Source organism: Bacteroidales bacterium (assembly GCA_035299085.1).
Taxonomy (GTDB): domain Bacteria; phylum Bacteroidota; class Bacteroidia; order Bacteroidales; family UBA10428; genus UBA5072.
Window position 1 is genome coordinate 21,289 of sequence record DATGXG010000026.1, and the last position, 17,998, is coordinate 39,286.

General features: G+C 42.3%; 12 protein-coding genes. 5 read left to right on the top strand and 7 right to left on the bottom strand.

Annotated elements, in window-relative coordinates; genetic code table 11:
* The first annotated feature begins 81 nt into the window (after positions 1 to 81).
* Together VK179_08150 and VK179_08155 are read left to right on the top strand one after the other, a co-directional pair.
* On the top strand, positions 82 to 1,230 hold the full coding sequence (locus VK179_08150) for an aminotransferase class I/II-fold pyridoxal phosphate-dependent enzyme (GenBank protein ID HLO58699.1): 1,149 nt from the start codon (positions 82 to 84) through the stop codon (positions 1,228 to 1,230).
* Positions 1,231 to 1,278: 48 nt separating this feature from the next.
* A complete protein-coding gene (locus VK179_08155; GenBank protein HLO58700.1) occupies positions 1,279 to 5,037 on the top strand; it encodes an FG-GAP-like repeat-containing protein in 3,759 nt (1,252 codons plus the stop codon).
* Between the two features lie 12 nt (positions 5,038 to 5,049).
* Here the strand turns inward: VK179_08155 and VK179_08160 are convergent, their stop codons facing one another.
* The gene (locus tag VK179_08160; protein ID HLO58701.1) at positions 5,050 to 5,676 is read right to left on the bottom strand and encodes an NAD(P)H-binding protein; all 627 of its coding nucleotides are present in this window, start codon (positions 5,674 to 5,676) and stop codon (positions 5,050 to 5,052) included.
* 35 nt (positions 5,677 to 5,711) lie between these two features.
* Positions 5,712 to 6,605, bottom strand: a complete 894-nt coding sequence (locus VK179_08165; protein ID HLO58702.1) for a leucine-rich repeat domain-containing protein — start codon at positions 6,603 to 6,605, stop codon at positions 5,712 to 5,714.
* 197 nt (positions 6,606 to 6,802) lie between these two features.
* Here VK179_08165 and VK179_08170 point away from each other — a divergent pair, with 197 nt between their 5' ends.
* Positions 6,803 to 9,082, top strand: coding sequence for a M20/M25/M40 family metallo-hydrolase (locus VK179_08170; protein ID HLO58703.1), 2,280 nt, complete (start codon positions 6,803 to 6,805; stop codon positions 9,080 to 9,082).
* Between the two features lie 125 nt (positions 9,083 to 9,207).
* Here the strand turns inward: VK179_08170 and VK179_08175 are convergent, their stop codons facing one another.
* Positions 9,208 to 9,711: a DUF4440 domain-containing protein gene (locus tag VK179_08175; protein HLO58704.1), complete on the bottom strand. Its 504-nt coding sequence runs from the start codon at positions 9,709 to 9,711 to the stop codon at positions 9,208 to 9,210.
* 87 nt (positions 9,712 to 9,798) lie between these two features.
* On the opposite strand from VK179_08175, the gene VK179_08180 reads away from it, so the two are divergent.
* Positions 9,799 to 10,227 (top strand): pyridoxamine 5'-phosphate oxidase family protein, encoded by a 429-nt coding sequence (locus VK179_08180; protein HLO58705.1) that lies wholly within the window; start codon positions 9,799 to 9,801, stop codon positions 10,225 to 10,227.
* A 13-nt stretch (positions 10,228 to 10,240) separates the two neighbouring features.
* On the opposite strand, the gene VK179_08185 is transcribed toward VK179_08180, so the two are convergent.
* From VK179_08185 to VK179_08195, 3 genes are read right to left on the bottom strand one after another with little or no spacing between them, the layout of a single operon-like run.
* Positions 10,241 to 12,448: a heavy metal translocating P-type ATPase gene (locus VK179_08185; GenBank protein ID HLO58706.1), complete on the bottom strand. Its 2,208-nt coding sequence runs from the start codon at positions 12,446 to 12,448 to the stop codon at positions 10,241 to 10,243.
* Positions 12,449 to 12,461: 13 nt separating this feature from the next.
* Positions 12,462 to 12,587 carry a hypothetical protein gene (locus tag VK179_08190; protein HLO58707.1) on the bottom strand — a complete coding sequence of 42 codons (126 nt, stop codon included), beginning with the start codon at positions 12,585 to 12,587 and terminating at the stop codon, positions 12,462 to 12,464.
* A gap of 11 nt (positions 12,588 to 12,598) precedes the next feature.
* The gene (locus VK179_08195) at positions 12,599 to 15,214 is read right to left on the bottom strand and encodes a glycoside hydrolase family 3 C-terminal domain-containing protein (GenBank protein HLO58708.1); all 2,616 of its coding nucleotides are present in this window, start codon (positions 15,212 to 15,214) and stop codon (positions 12,599 to 12,601) included.
* Between the two features lie 318 nt (positions 15,215 to 15,532).
* On the opposite strand from VK179_08195, the gene VK179_08200 reads away from it, so the two are divergent.
* Positions 15,533 to 17,308, top strand: a complete 1,776-nt coding sequence (locus VK179_08200) for a chloride channel protein (protein ID HLO58709.1) — start codon at positions 15,533 to 15,535, stop codon at positions 17,306 to 17,308.
* Between the two features lie 76 nt (positions 17,309 to 17,384).
* Here the strand turns inward: VK179_08200 and VK179_08205 are convergent, their stop codons facing one another.
* Complete coding sequence (locus VK179_08205) at positions 17,385 to 17,969, bottom strand: DUF4389 domain-containing protein (protein HLO58710.1); 585 nt, start codon at positions 17,967 to 17,969, stop codon at positions 17,385 to 17,387.
* Positions 17,970 to 17,998 lie beyond the last annotated feature (29 nt).

Consider the following 17,998-nt stretch of genomic DNA (forward strand, 5'->3'; position numbering starts at 1 on the left):
GTAATAAAAAATCAGGGTGTTGTATTATTATTGCTATATAATTTATCAGGAGTTTTCTAGCTTTATTCAAAAATTAAGACAATGATAAAATCAGATTTGCCTAACGGTTCACATAATACACTGTGTGTGCATGCCGGTCAGCATACAGGGGAATTCGGCGGAATCAACACACCTGTTTACACATCCACATCCTATGGGTATCTGGATACGGAAGACCGACTGTATCCACGTTACTTCAACATTCCTAACCAGAAAGCGGTGATAGATAAAGTGGCGGCCCTTGAAAAAGCTGAAACCGGGATTCTTTTCAGTTCCGGTATGGCAGCCGTAAGCTCAACGCTGCTTTCCCTTCTCAGTAAGGGTGATCATTGCCTGTTTCAAAGCGGGCTTTATGGAGGGACAATTCACTTTATCCAGCACGAATTTGAGCGGTTCGGCATCGATCATACCATACTTAAATCGAATGAACCTGAATCTTTTGCTCGTGCAATTAAAAAAAACACAAAAGTCATTTATGTCGAATCACCATCGAATCCGCTGCTGTCCATTATCGATCTTCGTGCCATAGCACAGTTATGTAAAAAGTATGGAATCGTATCGGTAATCGACAATACGTTTGCTTCACCCATTAACCAGAACCCGATAACCTTTGGTATTGATATAGTTCTGCACAGTGCCACGAAATACCTGGGCGGTCACAGCGATATATGTGCCGGGGTTGTGGTTTCATCTGCGCCTTACATTCAAAGGATCACACAAACATCCATGAGCCTGGGAGGCAGCCTGAATGCGCTGATGTGCTACCTGCTGGAACGAAGCATAAAAACAATGGGCATCCGTGTTGAAAGGCAGAACAGAAATGCAGGTGAAATAGCGCTGTTCCTGCAGCAGCATCATTCGATTGAGAGAGTTTTTTACCCGGGGTTGGAAGCGCATCCGAATCATGCCATTGCTGCCAGCCAGATGTCGGGTTTCGGAGGCATGCTATCATTTGAATTAAAGGGCCAGGATACTACTGCCTTCCAGAAAAGGCTTAAACTTATTAAACCGGCTATGAGTCTCGGTGGTGTAGAAACCATTATCTGTGCACCGGTTACCACCTCGCACCGCCTTGTTCCGAAGGCACAGCGTGAAGAGGAAGGTATAAGAGACAATTTGCTGAGGTTGTCTGTAGGAATTGAAGAGGTCAAAGATCTGGTTGATGATTTAAAAAACGCTTTGACTTTATGAAAAGAAAGTTAACCATTTTTTGTTAATTTCAGACCTGACACTTATTTTATGCGTTTCTTTCACACTCTCGTTATCGCATTGTTATTTTTCAGCACTGTTTGCAGCCAGGCTCAACCTTCACTGAAAATTGATACAATTTATTTCCCGCAAAAAGAAGTAAGGAAAGTGCGGATTTCCTATAATGGTGAAATCTGGTTCTTTACAGGTTCTCCAACCGGAGAATTATACCGGATCACTCGTACAGGTAAAATCGAAAATAAAACCGGCGAATTCGCCTCACTGTTATCCAATGGTTTAACAGACTTTGTAGTACCTGATACAAATCAACTGATTGCCGGTACAAATGACAATTTTGTGTTTCATTACAGTAACGGTACTTTTAAAAATACAGTTACAGATCTGGGACTTGCTCCTACAGAAAATCATATTAATTCACTGTACCTGACAAGGCAAATATTGAGACAAAACGCAATAACCTTTGCTGATCAGATTCGTTTCGGAGTAGCCACAAACGGAAACGCATACCAGGGCACCTCTTTTGGGGATAAACTTTATAAAATTGAATGCTATAACCAGTTAAACAGAAGCTTCCTCAGCAAAAACGATCCTTTTTTACTGGATATTCCCGTTCCTCATTTGTGTTCTGGTTTATGGATGTCCTGGCCTGTGTTTGATAATGCTCAATATGGCCGTCCCTTATGCGGCAACATCGATTATTATCAAAGCGGTTCTATATTATATTCATGGATCGGTTTTGAGAAAGGTTATGTTACAAAAACAAATTATGATTATACTTACCCAAGATACCTGGAGTCTCAGGCAATCAGGGCTATGGCTGATTATGATGACAGGTATGTGCTGATTGCTGCGGATAGCGGAATATATTATTCAAATACGTGGCAGGATCCGCACAAGATCGATTTGCCGCTGGGTAATATCCGGGTTTCTGATATAGAAGTGTGGCAGGGCAATGTATATGCAGCCACAGAAAAAGGCTTAATCAGGCTTATCAGCACGAATTGCAACGATTTCAAAATTTCAATCGACCAGAATGTGCAATATGGTGATACCTTTAATCAAACTAAATTTTTATTTGAACCGGTCTTATACGGAGCTACAAAACGCTGCAAATGGGATTTTGGTGATGGTACAGTTTCTGATCAATTATTTCCTGTACATACCTTTAATTCCCCGGGAAATTACAGGGTCACCCTCGAAGCATCAAATGGTGAGTGCAGGGATACTGTTTCAGCGCTGGCTGTAGTGTTCACTGATCATAACCATGTGGATCTGAAAAAATTAATTAATCTCGAGGTCGATGATTATACCTACCCGATGCCTGTAATTAATATTGCTGATCTCGACGGAGACCAGGATCCGGATTTGTTTAGTTCCCCAACATCACTTTATAATTCAGACGGTAAAACTACTCCTCACTTTACTCCTATTGACCTGGTGCCCGATTCGATTATCGGTGACGAACCGTTCAACAGCTGGGTATATCAATCTCTCGTCGGTGATATGAATAATGACGGATTGAATGATATTGTTGCCAACACAAGGATTTTTATCAATAAAGGAAATTTCAGATTTGACGTTATTTCAATCGATCCTGAAGAATTTTTGCAAACTTATGTTGAAAATCTGCTTGACTATAATTACGACGGGCTTACTGATATTATCATAGGTACTGATTACAATTTGTTTGTGTACATCAACAAAGGGTCATTCAGGTTTGAAAAGAAAGTTCTCGCTAAGTATATTTATGAAACTGTTAATGGCATTCGTTGGATAGATATAGATAATGATAATGACAATGATATTGTAGTATCAGGAGTGTCTTCAGAAAGAGTCTTTCTAAATCAGAACGGGGAATACACTTCGGCAAATAATACTTTTTTCGACGGATTTCCTATAGACAGGTTTTATGCGGCAGATATGGACAATGATCGAAAAATGGATTTTTATTTTTCATCAGGTTCAGAAAATTTCTTATATAAGGGTACAAACGGAAAACCTGTTCAGTACAATGATACCTGGCTCACAAACGAAAGAAATCCTTTTTTCTTTAACAACCAATGCAGTGCATATAACGTGGCCTTCAGCGACCTGGATAACAATGGTTATACAGATTGTATCAAAAACACACTGGACAATAAAACCAACCGTGTTTTCCTGAACCAGGGTAATATGATATTTGTGAATGACACAACAGGTTGTTTCGAAATCGACTCGATAATAAGAGAAAACTCAATAACGGCGGCTGATATTTCAAATGATGGCAGAACAGATGTGCTCTTATGGGATGCCAATGATTACGACTCGGATGATTTTATCTTTTTAAACAATACTGTTAATTCAAACAACTGGATAAAATTTCACTGTTTTGGTAGTCGGTCCAATATTAATGCGATAGGTTCAAAGGTGTTTATCAAAGCAAGAATCAGCAATAAGGATACATGGCAATACCGGGTCATTGAAGCTTCGGTGGATAAATATATACAGAACGGATATGAGGTACACTTCGGACTCGGAGATGCTGAAAAAGCAGATACAGTTGAAATTCTCTGGACTTCCGGACATCACAGCATATATACAGGCCTGGAAGCCAATAAAACATATAACCTGATCGAACCACTTATTCAGGTTGCTGATACCCTTGTTTGCGAAAACGTGAGGCCATTCATTCATTTACCGTTTTGTCAGTCAGTAGTATATGAATGGCAAAAAAATGGCCTTCCAGCTGAATCCGTGAATAACCGGTTAAAGATAAGCAGCCCGGGAGTATACAGGTGTGTTATTCATTATGATGATTTTAATGATACTACTTCCTCGGTCACTATTCACCATTTGCCGGTTTCGAGGTCGGAAATCCGGTTTGCAGGTGATAGTATATTTTGCCCCGGTGACAGTGCCCTTATCAGTTCAATTACTTACCCTGGCGCGGAATACAAGTGGTCAGTTAACGGCAGAATATTAGCTGCTGATAACGACGACCGCTTTTATTGCCGGGATAGCATGTCTGTTCAACAATTTCTTACAAATGCCGCAGGATGTGTGGATACTTCAAATGTGCTTTTGCCCGGATTGTTCCCTTCTCCAGTAGTTCAATATGAAAATGTGGAATTTTGCAGGGGTGATTCAGCCAAAGTAGCATTGGACACGTTCTTCACTGAATACAATTGGTCAAACGGAGATACAACTTCTTTTACATGGGTTTATGAAAATGAACCGCTTTCAGTAAGAGTTATGAACGAATTTGGCTGTATTTCAAATGATACAATCAATTATGCTGTTTATCCGCGACCTTATTTTGAGCTGGGTGAAAATGTATCCATTGGCTATACAGATACCTATTCACTCATTCAATGCTATTCGGACCCCTATACTTATTTATGGAACGATACAATCGGCTTTTGTTCGAAATCATTTAGCGGAGATAAACTTAATATTGGCGACCATAAGGTGAAGCTCACCATTATTAACCAGTATGGTTGTTTTTATTCAGACAGCATTCAAATAGAGGTTTTATTAAGCGTTAAAGATGCTGCCCTGAATGATAAAATCCTGTTTGTATTTCCGAATCCTGCTGATACCTACACGTCTCTTTATATTAACGGTTTTCTTAACAGTCCCAATACCGTGGTGGATGTATTTAATTCGGGCGGCATCCTGGTTGACCATTTTCAATTGAATGTCCCGTCGCCTACCGTTTTTAATTATGATGTTACAAAACTAAGGGGCTTGAATATTTTAAGGTTGACTGCTAATGGAAAATCCGTATCGGTAAGATTGATTAAAAACTGAAAATTTCAGTAATTAACTGGCCACAAAAGGGCATTTTTTATAATACGTTTCATCCTTAAGCTGGGTCACTAAAAATTCGGCCAGGTCAGCGGCACTCACTTTATTACCCGGGGCATCCGCCAGTTCAACAAATAATTTGCGGCGCGACAATGTCATTTCAATAGTCGGGCACCGTACAATGGTCCAATCAAGGTTGCTGGCCTTAAGCATTTCATACACGTTCTGCCGGGCTTTTGCCTTTACGGGTACCATTTTTCGGATCAGCCATCCTGCAAGCCGCGTTTTTAATCCTCTTTTATCTTCTGCTGCCTGCAATCCCCAGCCTGCTATTTCAATATATCTTTTAATCTTCAGATTCTTCATTACCTTAATCAAATGGGAAACAGCCACGGAATTAATGGGAGGTTCACCCTTTGCAGGCCCCAGTGTGCTTATCACGGCATGGCAACCTGTAACCAGTCGCTGAATAGTTGCATAGTTTCTTGCGTTGCCTGTCACCACTTCAACAAGAGGATCGATATTTACTGCTTTTTGAGGGTTCCTGACAAGCATTCTAACCGGGTATCCCTGTTTGACGAGTTCATCAACCACAAACTTTCCGGTTTTCCCGGTGCCGCCGAGAATCGCTACTTTATACATTTTAATTACCTGCACGTATCTGATCTTTAAGAAGATTATAAAACAACAGTGATACCGGCTTCTTCAAGTTCTTCAACCTGTGATTGATTCACTTTGGTCCCGGTGAGGTTAACAAATTCAAGCTTTGGCAGTTCAAGGAGGTAGGAGATATCGCGGATGGAGTTGTTGGACAGGTTAAGCGATTTTAGATTCCTTAGATTTGAAAGCGTTTCAATATCTTCTATTTCATTGTCGGATAAATTCAGTTCTTCAAGCTGTGTAAGTTTCCAGAGGGGCGTTATATCTGATATCGAATTTTCTGAAAGGTCTATCACGATGGCATGAAGGCAGTACTGAATGCCATCGAGATCATTGATTCCTGATTGAGACAATTCAAATTCATCGAGATCTTCAAGATAATATGTTGGAAAGCCGACATTCAGATCGCCGAAAATTCTCATCTGGACACCTTCATAAAATGAATAGTATCTTTTCTTTGATCCGGAACGGTTAGTTTTTTCTCCGACGACTTTTCCGCTTGTATTTATGATGGTGAAATTTTCAAGGTTTATATCCCACTCATATACCGGTGAATAATCTATATCCTCATAATTTGCAAGCGTTGCGGCTATCTCATCAATTTTGCCCAGTCGCAGGATATGCGAATATCTCAGTAATCCGTCATGGTCTCCCGCTGCTGCCAGCCTGTCAATTTCCATACGATGAAAGTCGCCCCTGTCAGGATGATACAGCATCATCATCCGGGCAAAATTTTTAGCGTCGTTTCCCGGTTCAAAAGCATCCGATTCACTTATGATTTCAGCAATCTGTTTAAGGGTGCCATATTGCTGTTCCCTGTATAAGCCAATCAGGGTAACGCTGATTTTATTCAAATTCGAATTCGAATAAGCTTCTTTTATGTTTTGATACAATTCAGATGTTGTCATCATTCAGAGAAATCCTTCTTTTTTTAACGACCATGAACTGCGGAAATTGCAATGGGTCATGATTTCTGCAAAATTATTACATTCACGTAAAATTTATCCAAAATAGTTCCTGAAAATCCGCATTTTATAAATTTATAGGGTAAAGTAATATTTTCCGGTCATCAATAAATAGAACATTTCACCTAAAACTTCTCCTTTCCATGAAACACAACTACATCTTCGCCTTACTTATCTCAACCCTGTTTAACCTAATTTTTGAATACAACTGTTATTCACAAACCAAACTTCATGTAGATGCAGAATATATAAAGGATGTTGTTTCGGATATTGCTTCCGACGATTACCAGGGTCGTGAAACCGGTACTGCCGGATGTGTTATGGCCGAAGATTATTTTGCTGCCGAACTGCAGAAACTGGGCCTGAAACCAGCCGGTGATTCAGGTTCCTGGTTTTTTAATTATTCAATTCCAAAAGAGGAGTTTGACCTGACAGCAGGACTTACGATCGACAACAGGTCATTCTTCCAGGGATATAATGAGGATTTTTCAGTAGTTTATAAAAGTGAGCCCGGTGATGTCCAGGGTGATATTGTTTTCGCCGGTTATGGTATTTATAACCCGGAAAAAAACAGGAATGATTTTGATACGCTTGACCTTAAAAATAAAATAGTTTTAATGAAGCGAGGTGCCCCGCGTAATGACATACAGTCTTGGATGCCTTCCTGTATCGATTCGGTAAAGGCAGCATACTGTTACGAACACGGTGCTGTGGGAGTGTTATTTTATGAACCGCTTATTCGCACAAATCAGCGCATTCTGAAACCAACTTTTGGAAATCACCTGGCTATGGTAAGGGTAATTCCCTGTTTCCCTGTGTTTTCAATTGATGAGCGGGTTGTGCGGTTTATTTTTTCGCAAATGGGACAGTCGTATTACCGCATTAACAACTTGATTGAAACCCAGCCCGAATCCTTTGCAACGAAAAGCACCTGTCATATGTCGGCTAGCGGTAAAAAGAACCAGTCGATTCATACCCGCGATGTACTGGGAATGATAAAGGGAACGGACAGGACTCTGAAAGATGAATTTATCGTTATAGGAGGGCATATTGACCATCTTGGCGCAGACGAACACGGAAAATTATGGAACGGAGCTGATGATAATGCCTCCGGACCTGCAGTTGCCCTTGGAATTGCCAGGGCTATGATCATGAACAAGTACAAACCCAGGCGGAGTATAATTTTCGCCGCATGGACCGGAGAGGAGATGGGGCTTCTGGGTTCAAAGGCATGGTGTGACCGCCCAACTGTTGATGCATCAAAGATTGTTGTATATTTCAATCTGGATATGGTAGCCGTAGGAAATGGAAAACTAAATATGCCCGGCACTGCTTACGGTCCCGAACTGGCTGATTTCATTAAGGAAAATTTGGACACAGCCCTTCTCAGGAACATCATTTGGAGTGACGGAGGTATTTCGGGAAGCGATCACAGTAACTTTTTAAATCTTGGAATACCAGCATTTGCAGGGATGACAGCTGGTTCACATCCCGATTATCACCAGCCTGGCGATGATCCTGAAAAAATAAGTAAACCTGTGCTTCAGTTCACTGGCGATTTTATTGCTGCCTGTGTTACCGCAATTGCGGACAGCCGTTCCGACTTTAACCGCCTGGCACGACAGGAGGAAAACCAGATGAGACTTATGTCATTTTCATTCTATCAGCCAATCAGTTTATCATCATGCAATGAAAAATTAAGTGAAACTAATTTCAGACAGGGACTTGTGAATTTCTCCAAATCACAGCCTTCCGCAGATCAGAATGCAAACTTCATCGGTTTATTAGCGGATCTTGACAGTGCGCTGCAAAAAAATAACAACAAGTATGTATTTTCCACAAGTGCCTACGATGCGATGATGACCCGTGAAGGATTGCTTGCGGCTTTCAATCCCGCCGATGTCGGCATGGATGATCTGAAATTAAAAGTACTTGCAAGCCAGGGATACCGCATTGCCATAGTCGACAGCAAAAATGTAATTTGTACTGATACGGCCAGGATGAGACACTTTTTGACTATTTGCCATCAAAACGGCCTGGGTGTAATTCTGAATAACTTACCTGTGCCCTGCCTGGAAGCCATCACATCCGAATCCGTTGATCCGGTGTTGATAATGAATTCCGAATTTCTCAGCGACCGGATATTCAGTAATATCAAAGCCAAAGGCCACCTCATCATATTTGCATTGAAAAACAATGATATCATAAACCAGGAAAACAGAAATTTGGCCAGACTGATTGAACTGGCCGGCGACGATCATATTCTGATTTGTCCTTCGGATCTTGCTCCTGAAGATTTGCGGTACCTCAAAATGTTTGTCAGGCAGTACTCAAAGTCCGCTAAGGACAAGTCGCTGCAATATAAATTATTGAATGATAATTTCCGTGATTTTGCGGTAAAGTCGATGCAGCCGAATCTTTAGGATGAAATCGTTTGAATGAATCGTTTGAATGAAATCGTTTGAGTAACTTCTTTCAAACTCTTTTTCAAACTCTTTTTCAAACTTCTTTCAAACCTTTTCTTTAAACAGCGAAGCGTTCAAACTTCTTATTGGTTTACAGAATTCATCCCCGAACTCATTTCGGGGCTTGCATCCGCATTCCAGGTTTCAAGTTTGATTTTAAGCGTGCCGTCAGGCTGCTGTTCCCAGATTGTCAGATATTTACCGGCGTCTTCATTAATTTCATCCGATTGAGGCATGGTGAAACGGATATTGAATTTTCCGATTTCAAGGATCATGTTTTCACATGGAACCGCATAGATAGTCTGGACTTCAAAGGATTTTACCTTCATACCGGTTGTGCTCATTTCGACAGTCGATTTTCGGATAGCTGGCAGTCCTTCAATCATATCAGCGTTATTGGGCATTGAAATGGCATCTTCGGTATAATAACTGAGTGTTTTTTCAGTATTTCCTTCCATCATGGCTTTAGCCATCTCCTGGTTAACACGGGTGACTTTTGCCTTGAGATCTTCAGTACTTTGGGCCTGTAATGCTAGAGCTGTCCATCCTAAATAAACGACAGCAAGAATCATTGTTTTTTTTTTCATATAAGTGGATTTAGTGGTATTAACTCACTAACAAATGTTTTCGTGAATTGATCAATTTTTATGTAACTTCAATCTTTCAATTACATTATGGAAAACACTATAGCAGAATGTATCCGGTTTGCCAATGAGAACAAGGTTTGTTTCCTGGCTACTGATGAGAATGGTCAGCCCAGAGTGCGTGCGCTCGGATTCTGGTTTGCCGATGAGACCGGGTTTTATTTTCAAACAGGAATGATTAAGGATCTTTTCAGGCAACTGATCAAAAACCCGAAAGCAGAAGCATGTTTTTATAAACACGGACCTGATGCCGGTATTACCATGCGCATTTCGGGGGAAACTGAATTCGTAAACGATAAAAGCTTAAAGGAAAAGGTATTAAATGAACGGCCTTTTCTTAAAGAATTTGGTTTAACTGTCGACAGTCCGGGACTTATTATTTTCCGGATTGCCCATGGAAATGCATTTTTCTGGACGATGGAAAATAATCTGAAAAAAAAGAAGCTTATTCCGTTCTGATTCAAACCGTCATTTAAATCTTCTTTGTACGCAGCCGAAGACTGTTGGAAACGACCGAAACAGAACTTAATGCCATTGCAGCGGCGGCAATCATAGGATTCAGCATGATTCCCCACAGAGGGTATAATATCCCGGCTGCAATGGGGATTCCTATCAGGTTATAAATAAAGGCCCAGAACAGGTTCTGACGAATTGTGCCGACTGTGTATTTCGATAAACGAATGGCAGCCGGAATCTTGCTGAGATCGGACGACATGATTGTCATACCTGCAACATCAATAGCAATATCGGCTCCCTGTGCCATGGCGACGCTTACATCAGCTTCAGCAAGTGCCTGTGAATCGTTCACTCCGTCACCCACCATAGCCACCACTTTACCCGTTGATTGCAGTTCTTTTATAAAAAAAGCTTTATCCGATGGCATCATATTCGCCCTGTAACGAGTGATACCTGCTCGTGAAGCTATAACCTTTGCCGTATGATCATTATCTCCTGTGAGCATATATACTTCAGCACCGGTTTTCTGTAATTCAGAGATTGCATCGGCTGTAGATGATTTCAGGATATCGGCAAGTCCGATAACCGCAAGAAGCCCGTTTTCGTCTGCAAAAAGCACCACCGTGTTGGCCTCTTCCTGCATGGCATTTATATACTGCATCTGTCCTGCACTTATTGGAATTTCCTCATCGGCAAGCAGTTTAATATTTCCTGTAAAAAATGATTTGCCGTCAAACCGTGCTTTGACACCTTTACCCGGAAGATTTTCAAAAAAACCCGGTTCACTATATTCTCCTGTTTGTTTTGACAGCGAAGATACAATAGCAGAAGCCAAAGGGTGCGAAGATAATTTTTCTATAGAAATAAGCAGCCGGGTATAGGCAGGTATGTCCTTTCCTTCTGCAAACCATTTAATGCCGGTTACGGCAGGGTGTCCGACCGTCAGAGTACCTGTTTTATCCATCACAATGGCATTGATATCCCTTATCCTTTCAAGGCTTTCCGCGTCCTTGATAAGGATTCCGTTCCTGGCTCCTTTTCCCATACCCACCATGATGGCAGTTGGTGTGGCTAATCCGAGCGCACATGGACAGGCAATGACAAGCACAGTAACCATGGCCAGAAGTGCCCGTGAAATGTCGCCACCAAAGAACATCCAACCGGCAAAGCTCAACAGCGAAATAGTTATAACAACAGGCACGAAAATTCCGGCCACCCTGTCCACTGTTTTTTGCACAGGAGCTTTACTGCCCTGGGCTTGTTGAACCATTTGAATAATTCTTGAAAGAACGGTTTCGGAACCCACCTGTTTCGCAATCATTACGAAGCTCCCGTTCAGATTCATTGTGCCGGCAAAAACTCTGTCACCCTTTGTTTTGTCTACAGGCATCGATTCACCCGTGATTGTGCTTTCGTCAATTGAGGAGGTGCCTGAGAAGAATTCGCCGTCAACCGGAATTTTGTCGCCGGGTTTCACCCGAAGTCGGTTTTCATGCCTGACAAGGGATACGGGTACTGTTTTTTCATTTCCCTGTTCGTCGAGCATCACGGCCAGGTCGGGTTGTAATCCCATTAATTTCCGTATGGCAGAAGAAGTCTTTGATTTGGCTCTTTCTTCAAGGACTTTACCAATAAGAATAAAAGCTATTACAACGGCTGAGGCCTCATAATACACGTGCGGATGTAATCCCCTTGAGTGCCAGAAATGCGGATAGAAAGTGTTGAAAAGACTGAAAAGAAAGGCGATCCCGGTGCTCAAAGCAACCAGCGTATCCATATTGGCCTGCCCATGCCGTGCAAGCCGGAACGCGTTAATGAAAAAATTCCTGCCAAAAAAAACAAGAACAGGCAGGGTAAGTACAAGCATAATATAGTTGGCAAAAGGAACTGACATGAAAAACATGGAAATAACCATTACGGGAAATGCCAGTGCCAGTGCACCTGTCATATTGAAAAGCAGCTGCCTGTAGTGACTTTGTTGTTTTTCTTCGGCGCTCTCAGTCTTGTCTTCTTCAATGATGAGATCGTATCCTATCGAACGGATGGCTGATTGAAGTAAAGTGGCATCAACAGGCTCCTTAAACTCTATAACTGCTGACGAATTGGCATAGTTCACTGCTGCGCTGGCTACACCGGGCTGACGCTTCAGAGTTCTCTCCACATTCAGAGCGCACGAGGCACAGCTCATGCCTTCGACAGGATACGTTTTTGTAATTGATTTCATAGGTGACTACAGGCTATCCAAAAATCCTGCCAAGCCCAAACAATACGGCAAGCCATATCAAACCTTTAACCAGGAAGAAAAGAAATCCTATAAGTCCGATTCGTTTAAACCAATTGAAGGCAGATTTTTTAAAATGCATGAAAACATTTTTCAGGGAATAACAACTGTTGGCCCTGTAATGTTTATTTCATCACTTAGTGTATTTTTATCACCAGCAACCGGTTGTTTACCACCGGCATATACAATGAATTTGCCGGCTTCTTCAACACGATTGTATTCTTCATTGATAACCGAAAAACTTTCAGCTTTCAAAACGAGTTCAACTTTTTTGGTTTCTCCGGCTTTAAGCATCACTCTTTTAAATCCGGCCAGTGCTTTAAGCGGAACAGGAACTGATGCGCCCTGGTTGGTCACAAATACTTCAACGACTTCTTCACCATCCATCTTTCCTGAATTGGTAACGTCAACAGATATCTTTACATCAGATCCGGCCGGCGATGATTCAGGAATGGTAAGATTTTTATATGTGAATGTGGTATAGCTTAATCCGTAGCCAAAACCCCATAACGGTTCGCCTTTAAAATAACGGTATGTTCTGCCTTCCATGCGGTAATCCTTGAAGTCAGGCAAATCGTTAACCGATTTATAGAAGGTAACGGGCAATCGGCCAGCCGGGTTGAAATCACCGGACAGCATGCGGGCAAGGGCTGTACCTGTGGCTTCACCGGGGTAAAATGCCTGGATAATTGCCGGAACGTTTTCATTTTCCCAATTCATAGCCATGGCACTGCCGCTAAAATTAACGTAAATAATGGGTTTGCCTGTTTTTTTGAGCTCTTTCAGCAGGTCTTCCTGAACAGAAGGAAGATTAATGTGAGTGCGGTCACCGTGTGAAAACCCGTCAATGCTGAGCGGCATTTCTTCACCTTCGAGACTGGAAGAAATACCACCGCAGAATACGATCACATCTGCCTTTTTGGCAGCATCAACCGCTTCTTTTTTGTAATCCTTTGATGTTTCAACCCATTCGAATTTTGCTGAAGGTTCAACTGCATTGTTCCACCAGAAGGGTACCACAGTAAATGTAACTTCAAGATTATATTTCTGGCCTTTTACAAGTTCCACGAGATTTTTTCCGGGATCTTTCCCGTTAATTTTTACACGGGTATTACCTCCGAATGTAAAAGTACCTGATTTATCTGGAATAAGAATTCCTGTCCATCTAACTGAAAAACTATCTTCCATCTGGTTATCAACCGGTGAGCGCATCCAGTAAAAATTCACTGAGCTGTCAACACGCACAAATGCAGGCTGGCCTTTCAATCCTTCTTCACTGTAGTATTCAGCTTTAAGACCATTTTTAAGCGCTCCGTTTTCATCATGAAATAAATTCTTATACGGTACCGGCTGGTAATTGGTATAAATGCCGGGTACTATGGGACAACCGGCGGAATAAAGCACATTTTGCTTTCCCATCCTGGTTCTCAGTCCTGTGAGCGGTGTGATGGGAACTACAGGTTCCCCGTTGTAGTTAGCAATCAGAATGTCAAAGTTGTCGGCATTAGGTCCGATAAGAGCGATTTTCTTTCCTTTTTTCAATGGAAGGATGCCATCGTTTTTGAGCAGTACAAGTGATTTCTCGGCTGCTCTTTCCGCGAGTTGCAAATGTTCTTTGGAGCCTACAACTGAAAAGGGTATTTTGGAATAAGGAACCATGATATCCGGATCGAACATTCCCAGTTTGATTCTGGCTTCAAAAAGCCTGAGAAGTGATGTGTTCAGGTCTTTTTCATTGATCACGCCGTTTTGTATGGCCGAATCAAGGTTGCTTACAAGAAAACTGGCAGGAGTTTCACAATTCAGGTCTGTACCGGTGGAAACCGACCATCCCCAGGCACGGGATGAGTTCTCAACCACATGATGGGCGTTTTTTGTATAGAAATCACTGATGGCACCGCAATCCGATGTGATATAACCGGTAAAGCCGAATTCCTTTCTGAGAATGTTACTGAGAAGCAGGTCTGAGCCGCAGCATGGCTTATCACGGAACCTGTTATAGGCACACATTACCGATTGTACATTGGCTTCTTTCACCGAAGCTTTGAATGCAGGTAGGTAAGTATCATACAGGTCGCGGTCATTAACAAACACATTATCGACATGGCGGCTGTATTCCGGTCCGCTATGAACAGCATAATGCTTGGCCGTTGCAATGGTTTTAAGATAGTGAGGGTCATTTCCCTGTAATCCTTTAATGAAATTTACAGCCATTCTGCCTGTCAGATATGGATCTTCTCCGTAGGTTTCCTGGCCTCTTCCCCAACGGGGATCGCGGAATATATTGATGTTCGGCGACCAGAAGGTAAGTCCGGTATAAATGCTGTGCACATTGTTTTTAAGAAAATTATGATGCTTGGCCCTTGCTTCATCGGAAATAGCGGTAGCCACAGTGAACATCAGTTCTTCATCAAAGGTAGCTGCAAGACCAATAGCCTGTGGAAACACTGTGGCCTTACCGGCTCTTGCCACGCCGTGAAGGCATTCATTCCACCAATCATACTGCGGAATACCAAGACGCGGAATGGCTTCACTATGGTTGAAAAACTGGGTTACTTTTTCCTGCAAAGTAAGTCGCGAAACAAGGTCATATGCTCTTTCCTCAACCGGCAAAGACGGATCCTGGAAAGGATATTGATAGGTGGTTTGTCCGATGACAGTGAAAATTGCCGGAAGTATTAAACACAAGGTGAAAAGTATTCTGCGCATTGCTTTTTTATTTTAGTTTGATAACATCAAATCTAAACATTTTATGCTTTAAGCGCAAGAATCCAAACTATGATCGCATCGCGATGGCTATCGAATATAATAGTCATCATTTCAAAGAGCAAGCCGATCTCGACCAGGTGGCATCCATTGTAAACCTGAGTGAACCTTTAAACCTTTAAACCTTTAAACATTGGAACCTTTAAACCCTTGTTTTAGTGTATAGTCTGGTCCGACCCCGGAAAAAAAACATTTGCATCCTCTATTGTTTCGTTATAATTTCACGCAAATAAAATCAGAAAAAAGGAAAAGGGGCGGCAGATGAAAAACGGACAGGGGTATACAAAAATAATCAATTGGTTTTCAGATCGTTTTAATCACAGGCAGCAAATGTATGTGTTTAGCCTGTTCATTGGCATTGTCAGTGGGCTTGCCGCGGTGCTGCTTAAAAACACGGTTCATTACACTCACCAGTTTGTTCTTAAGTATGGTGGCTATTTCCAGATCAACTTCCTTTACCTGGCCTTTCCGATGCTGGGAATCCTGCTTACCGTCTTATATGTAAAGTACCTGGTAAAAGATGAAATGGGTCACGGAATAACCAAAGTTCTCTATTCTATTTCAAAAAAGGGAGGTTTTCTAAGGCCTCATAACAGCTATTCTTCCATTATTGCTTCAACACTGACAGTGGGTTTCGGAGGATCTGTCGGACTTGAATCGCCTATTGTGGTTACCGGGTCCTCCATGGGATCGAGCCTCGGAAGGCTTTTCGGCATGAATTACAAATCCATTACAACACTTATTGGCTGTGGTGCTGCAGGCGCAGTTGCCGGTATCTTCAAAGCCCCTGTAGCCGGTGTTGTTTTTGCACTGGAAGTGCTGATGCTTGATATCGGTGTGTGGTCGATTATTCCGCTATTGATATCGGCTGTAACAGGTGCCACAATATCTTACCTGTTCCTTGATCCCGGCGTTTCGCTGCATTATCCTGTTCAGGGCAATTTCAACCTGCACAATATACCTCTTTATATCGTTCTCGGTCTTTTTGCAGGTATCGTTTCGCTGTATTTTACAAGGATGACCTTTTCAATTGAAAAACTCTTTGCAAAAATCGGCAGCCGGACTACACGGTGGATTATCGGCGGCCTGGTGCTCGGATTACTTATTCTTTTTCTCCCTTTACTTTACGGTGAAGGTTATGACATCCTGAATGATTTTCTCGAAGGTAATATCAGTTCAATCACCCACGGGAGCATATTCAGCGGCCATGAAGGCAGTTTATGGTATTTTGTTGTCTTCATGGTGCTCGTACTTTTGTTCAAGCCAATAGCCATGACTGCCACAACCGGTGCCGGCGGGGTGGGGGGAATATTCGCTCCTTCCATGTTCATGGGCGGTTTCACGGGGTACCTGGCTGCAAAACTCCTTAACCAAATCCACTTTATCAACGTACCGGAACAGAATTTCATCCTGAGCGGCATGGCCGGATTAATGGCCGGCGTCATGCATGCCCCGCTTTTTGCCATCTTTCTCATTGCTGAGATCACAGGTGGTTATGTGCTGTTTATCCCGTTAATGATTACCTCTACAGTTTCCTTTATTACCATCCGTTATTTCGAACCTCATTCCATTTACACACACCGGTTGGCAACGCGCGGCGAACTGATCACTCACAACAAAGACAAAGCTATACTCACCCTTTTGGACATGGATAAGCTGATCGAAAAGGATTTCGTGCCTGTTACCCCGGCTGATTCACTAGGCAAGCTCGTAAAGGCTATTTCCCGTTCAAAAAGAAACTTGTTCCCTGTAATTACCGGCAAAAACATCCTGGTAGGTGTTGTATTGCTCGACAGCATCCGCCATATCATTTTCAACAGTGAAATGTACAACCAGGTTTTTGTGCGCGACCTGATGCAGCCTCCTCCCACTCACATTTCGCCGGGTGATTCAATGGAAAGCGTCATGAAGAAATTCGAGGATAATGAAGCCTGGAACCTTCCGGTTGTAAACAACGGAGAATACATCGGCTTTTTATCCAAGTCGAAATTATTCTCCTATTACCGCAACTGGTTGATAGAAATTTCGGAGGATTAGTAGCCCCGGCCTTAAGGCCGGGGACTATAAATCCGGGTCATCCATTGCCCCCGGCCTTAAGGCCGGGGCTATTGAACTAAGCCTTTCCGTTAAACGGCGGATACTGATCGGTCAGAAATGCAATGTAAAGATTTACCCGTGTATTCCATCTCATGAGTCCGGTGACATATTCATGAAATACGGCAGGATACTTACCTGTGAAAAGAACAGCAAACCACGAGATGAAAACAATTACCATAGTGGCGATGGTTCTGAAAAATAATAAGAATCCATGTGGAATCATAACATACAGCCAGCCCAGGAAAAGACGAAGGAGAAGCAAGACCCTGCTTATTTTTTCGGGATATTCCAGGTTGAAATTCAGGTTCTCGTCCTGAACATCCAGGCCAAAACCGGGATAACCGTCAGAAAGGTTCATCATTGCCGTGTTCACCCTAAGGTTCCAACGGTTGAAACCAACCTGGTAATCAAACATGGTTTTGGGATATTTCCCTGTGAAGAGAACGATCCAGAAAGCTACAAAGGTCAGGATTGCAGACCAGATACCAAGGAAAAACAGGATAATTCCGTGAGGAATCGCAATGTACAGCCAGCCGAAAAAGGTGCGTAAAAGCAATTGGAGCCGCGAATAGCGGTCCTGTGTTTTAATTGTTAATTCCATGGAATGAGATTTAAGTGGTTGATATACTA

Excerpts from the sequence above, each read along its gene's own strand:
- VK179_08195 (HLO58708.1), bottom strand. The coding sequence starts at position 15,214 with ATGCGCAGAATACTTTTCACCTTGTGTTTAATACTTCCGGCAATTTTC.
- VK179_08170 (HLO58703.1), top strand. The coding sequence starts at position 6,803 with ATGAAACACAACTACATCTTCGCCTTACTTATCTCAACCCTGTTTAAC.
- VK179_08155 (HLO58700.1), top strand. The coding sequence starts at position 1,279 with ATGCGTTTCTTTCACACTCTCGTTATCGCATTGTTATTTTTCAGCACT.
- VK179_08180 (HLO58705.1), top strand. The coding sequence starts at position 9,799 with ATGGAAAACACTATAGCAGAATGTATCCGGTTTGCCAATGAGAACAAG.
- VK179_08205 (HLO58710.1), bottom strand. The coding sequence starts at position 17,969 with ATGGAATTAACAATTAAAACACAGGACCGCTATTCGCGGCTCCAATTG.
- VK179_08150 (HLO58699.1), top strand. The coding sequence starts at position 82 with ATGATAAAATCAGATTTGCCTAACGGTTCACATAATACACTGTGTGTG.
- VK179_08185 (HLO58706.1), bottom strand. The coding sequence starts at position 12,448 with ATGAAATCAATTACAAAAACGTATCCTGTCGAAGGCATGAGCTGTGCC.
- VK179_08160 (HLO58701.1), bottom strand. The coding sequence starts at position 5,676 with ATGTATAAAGTAGCGATTCTCGGCGGCACCGGGAAAACCGGAAAGTTT.
- VK179_08200 (HLO58709.1), top strand. The coding sequence starts at position 15,533 with ATGAAAAACGGACAGGGGTATACAAAAATAATCAATTGGTTTTCAGAT.
- VK179_08165 (HLO58702.1), bottom strand. The coding sequence starts at position 6,605 with ATGATGACAACATCTGAATTGTATCAAAACATAAAAGAAGCTTATTCG.
- VK179_08190 (HLO58707.1), bottom strand. The coding sequence starts at position 12,587 with ATGCATTTTAAAAAATCTGCCTTCAATTGGTTTAAACGAATCGGACTT.
- VK179_08175 (HLO58704.1), bottom strand. The coding sequence starts at position 9,711 with ATGAAAAAAAAAACAATGATTCTTGCTGTCGTTTATTTAGGATGGACA.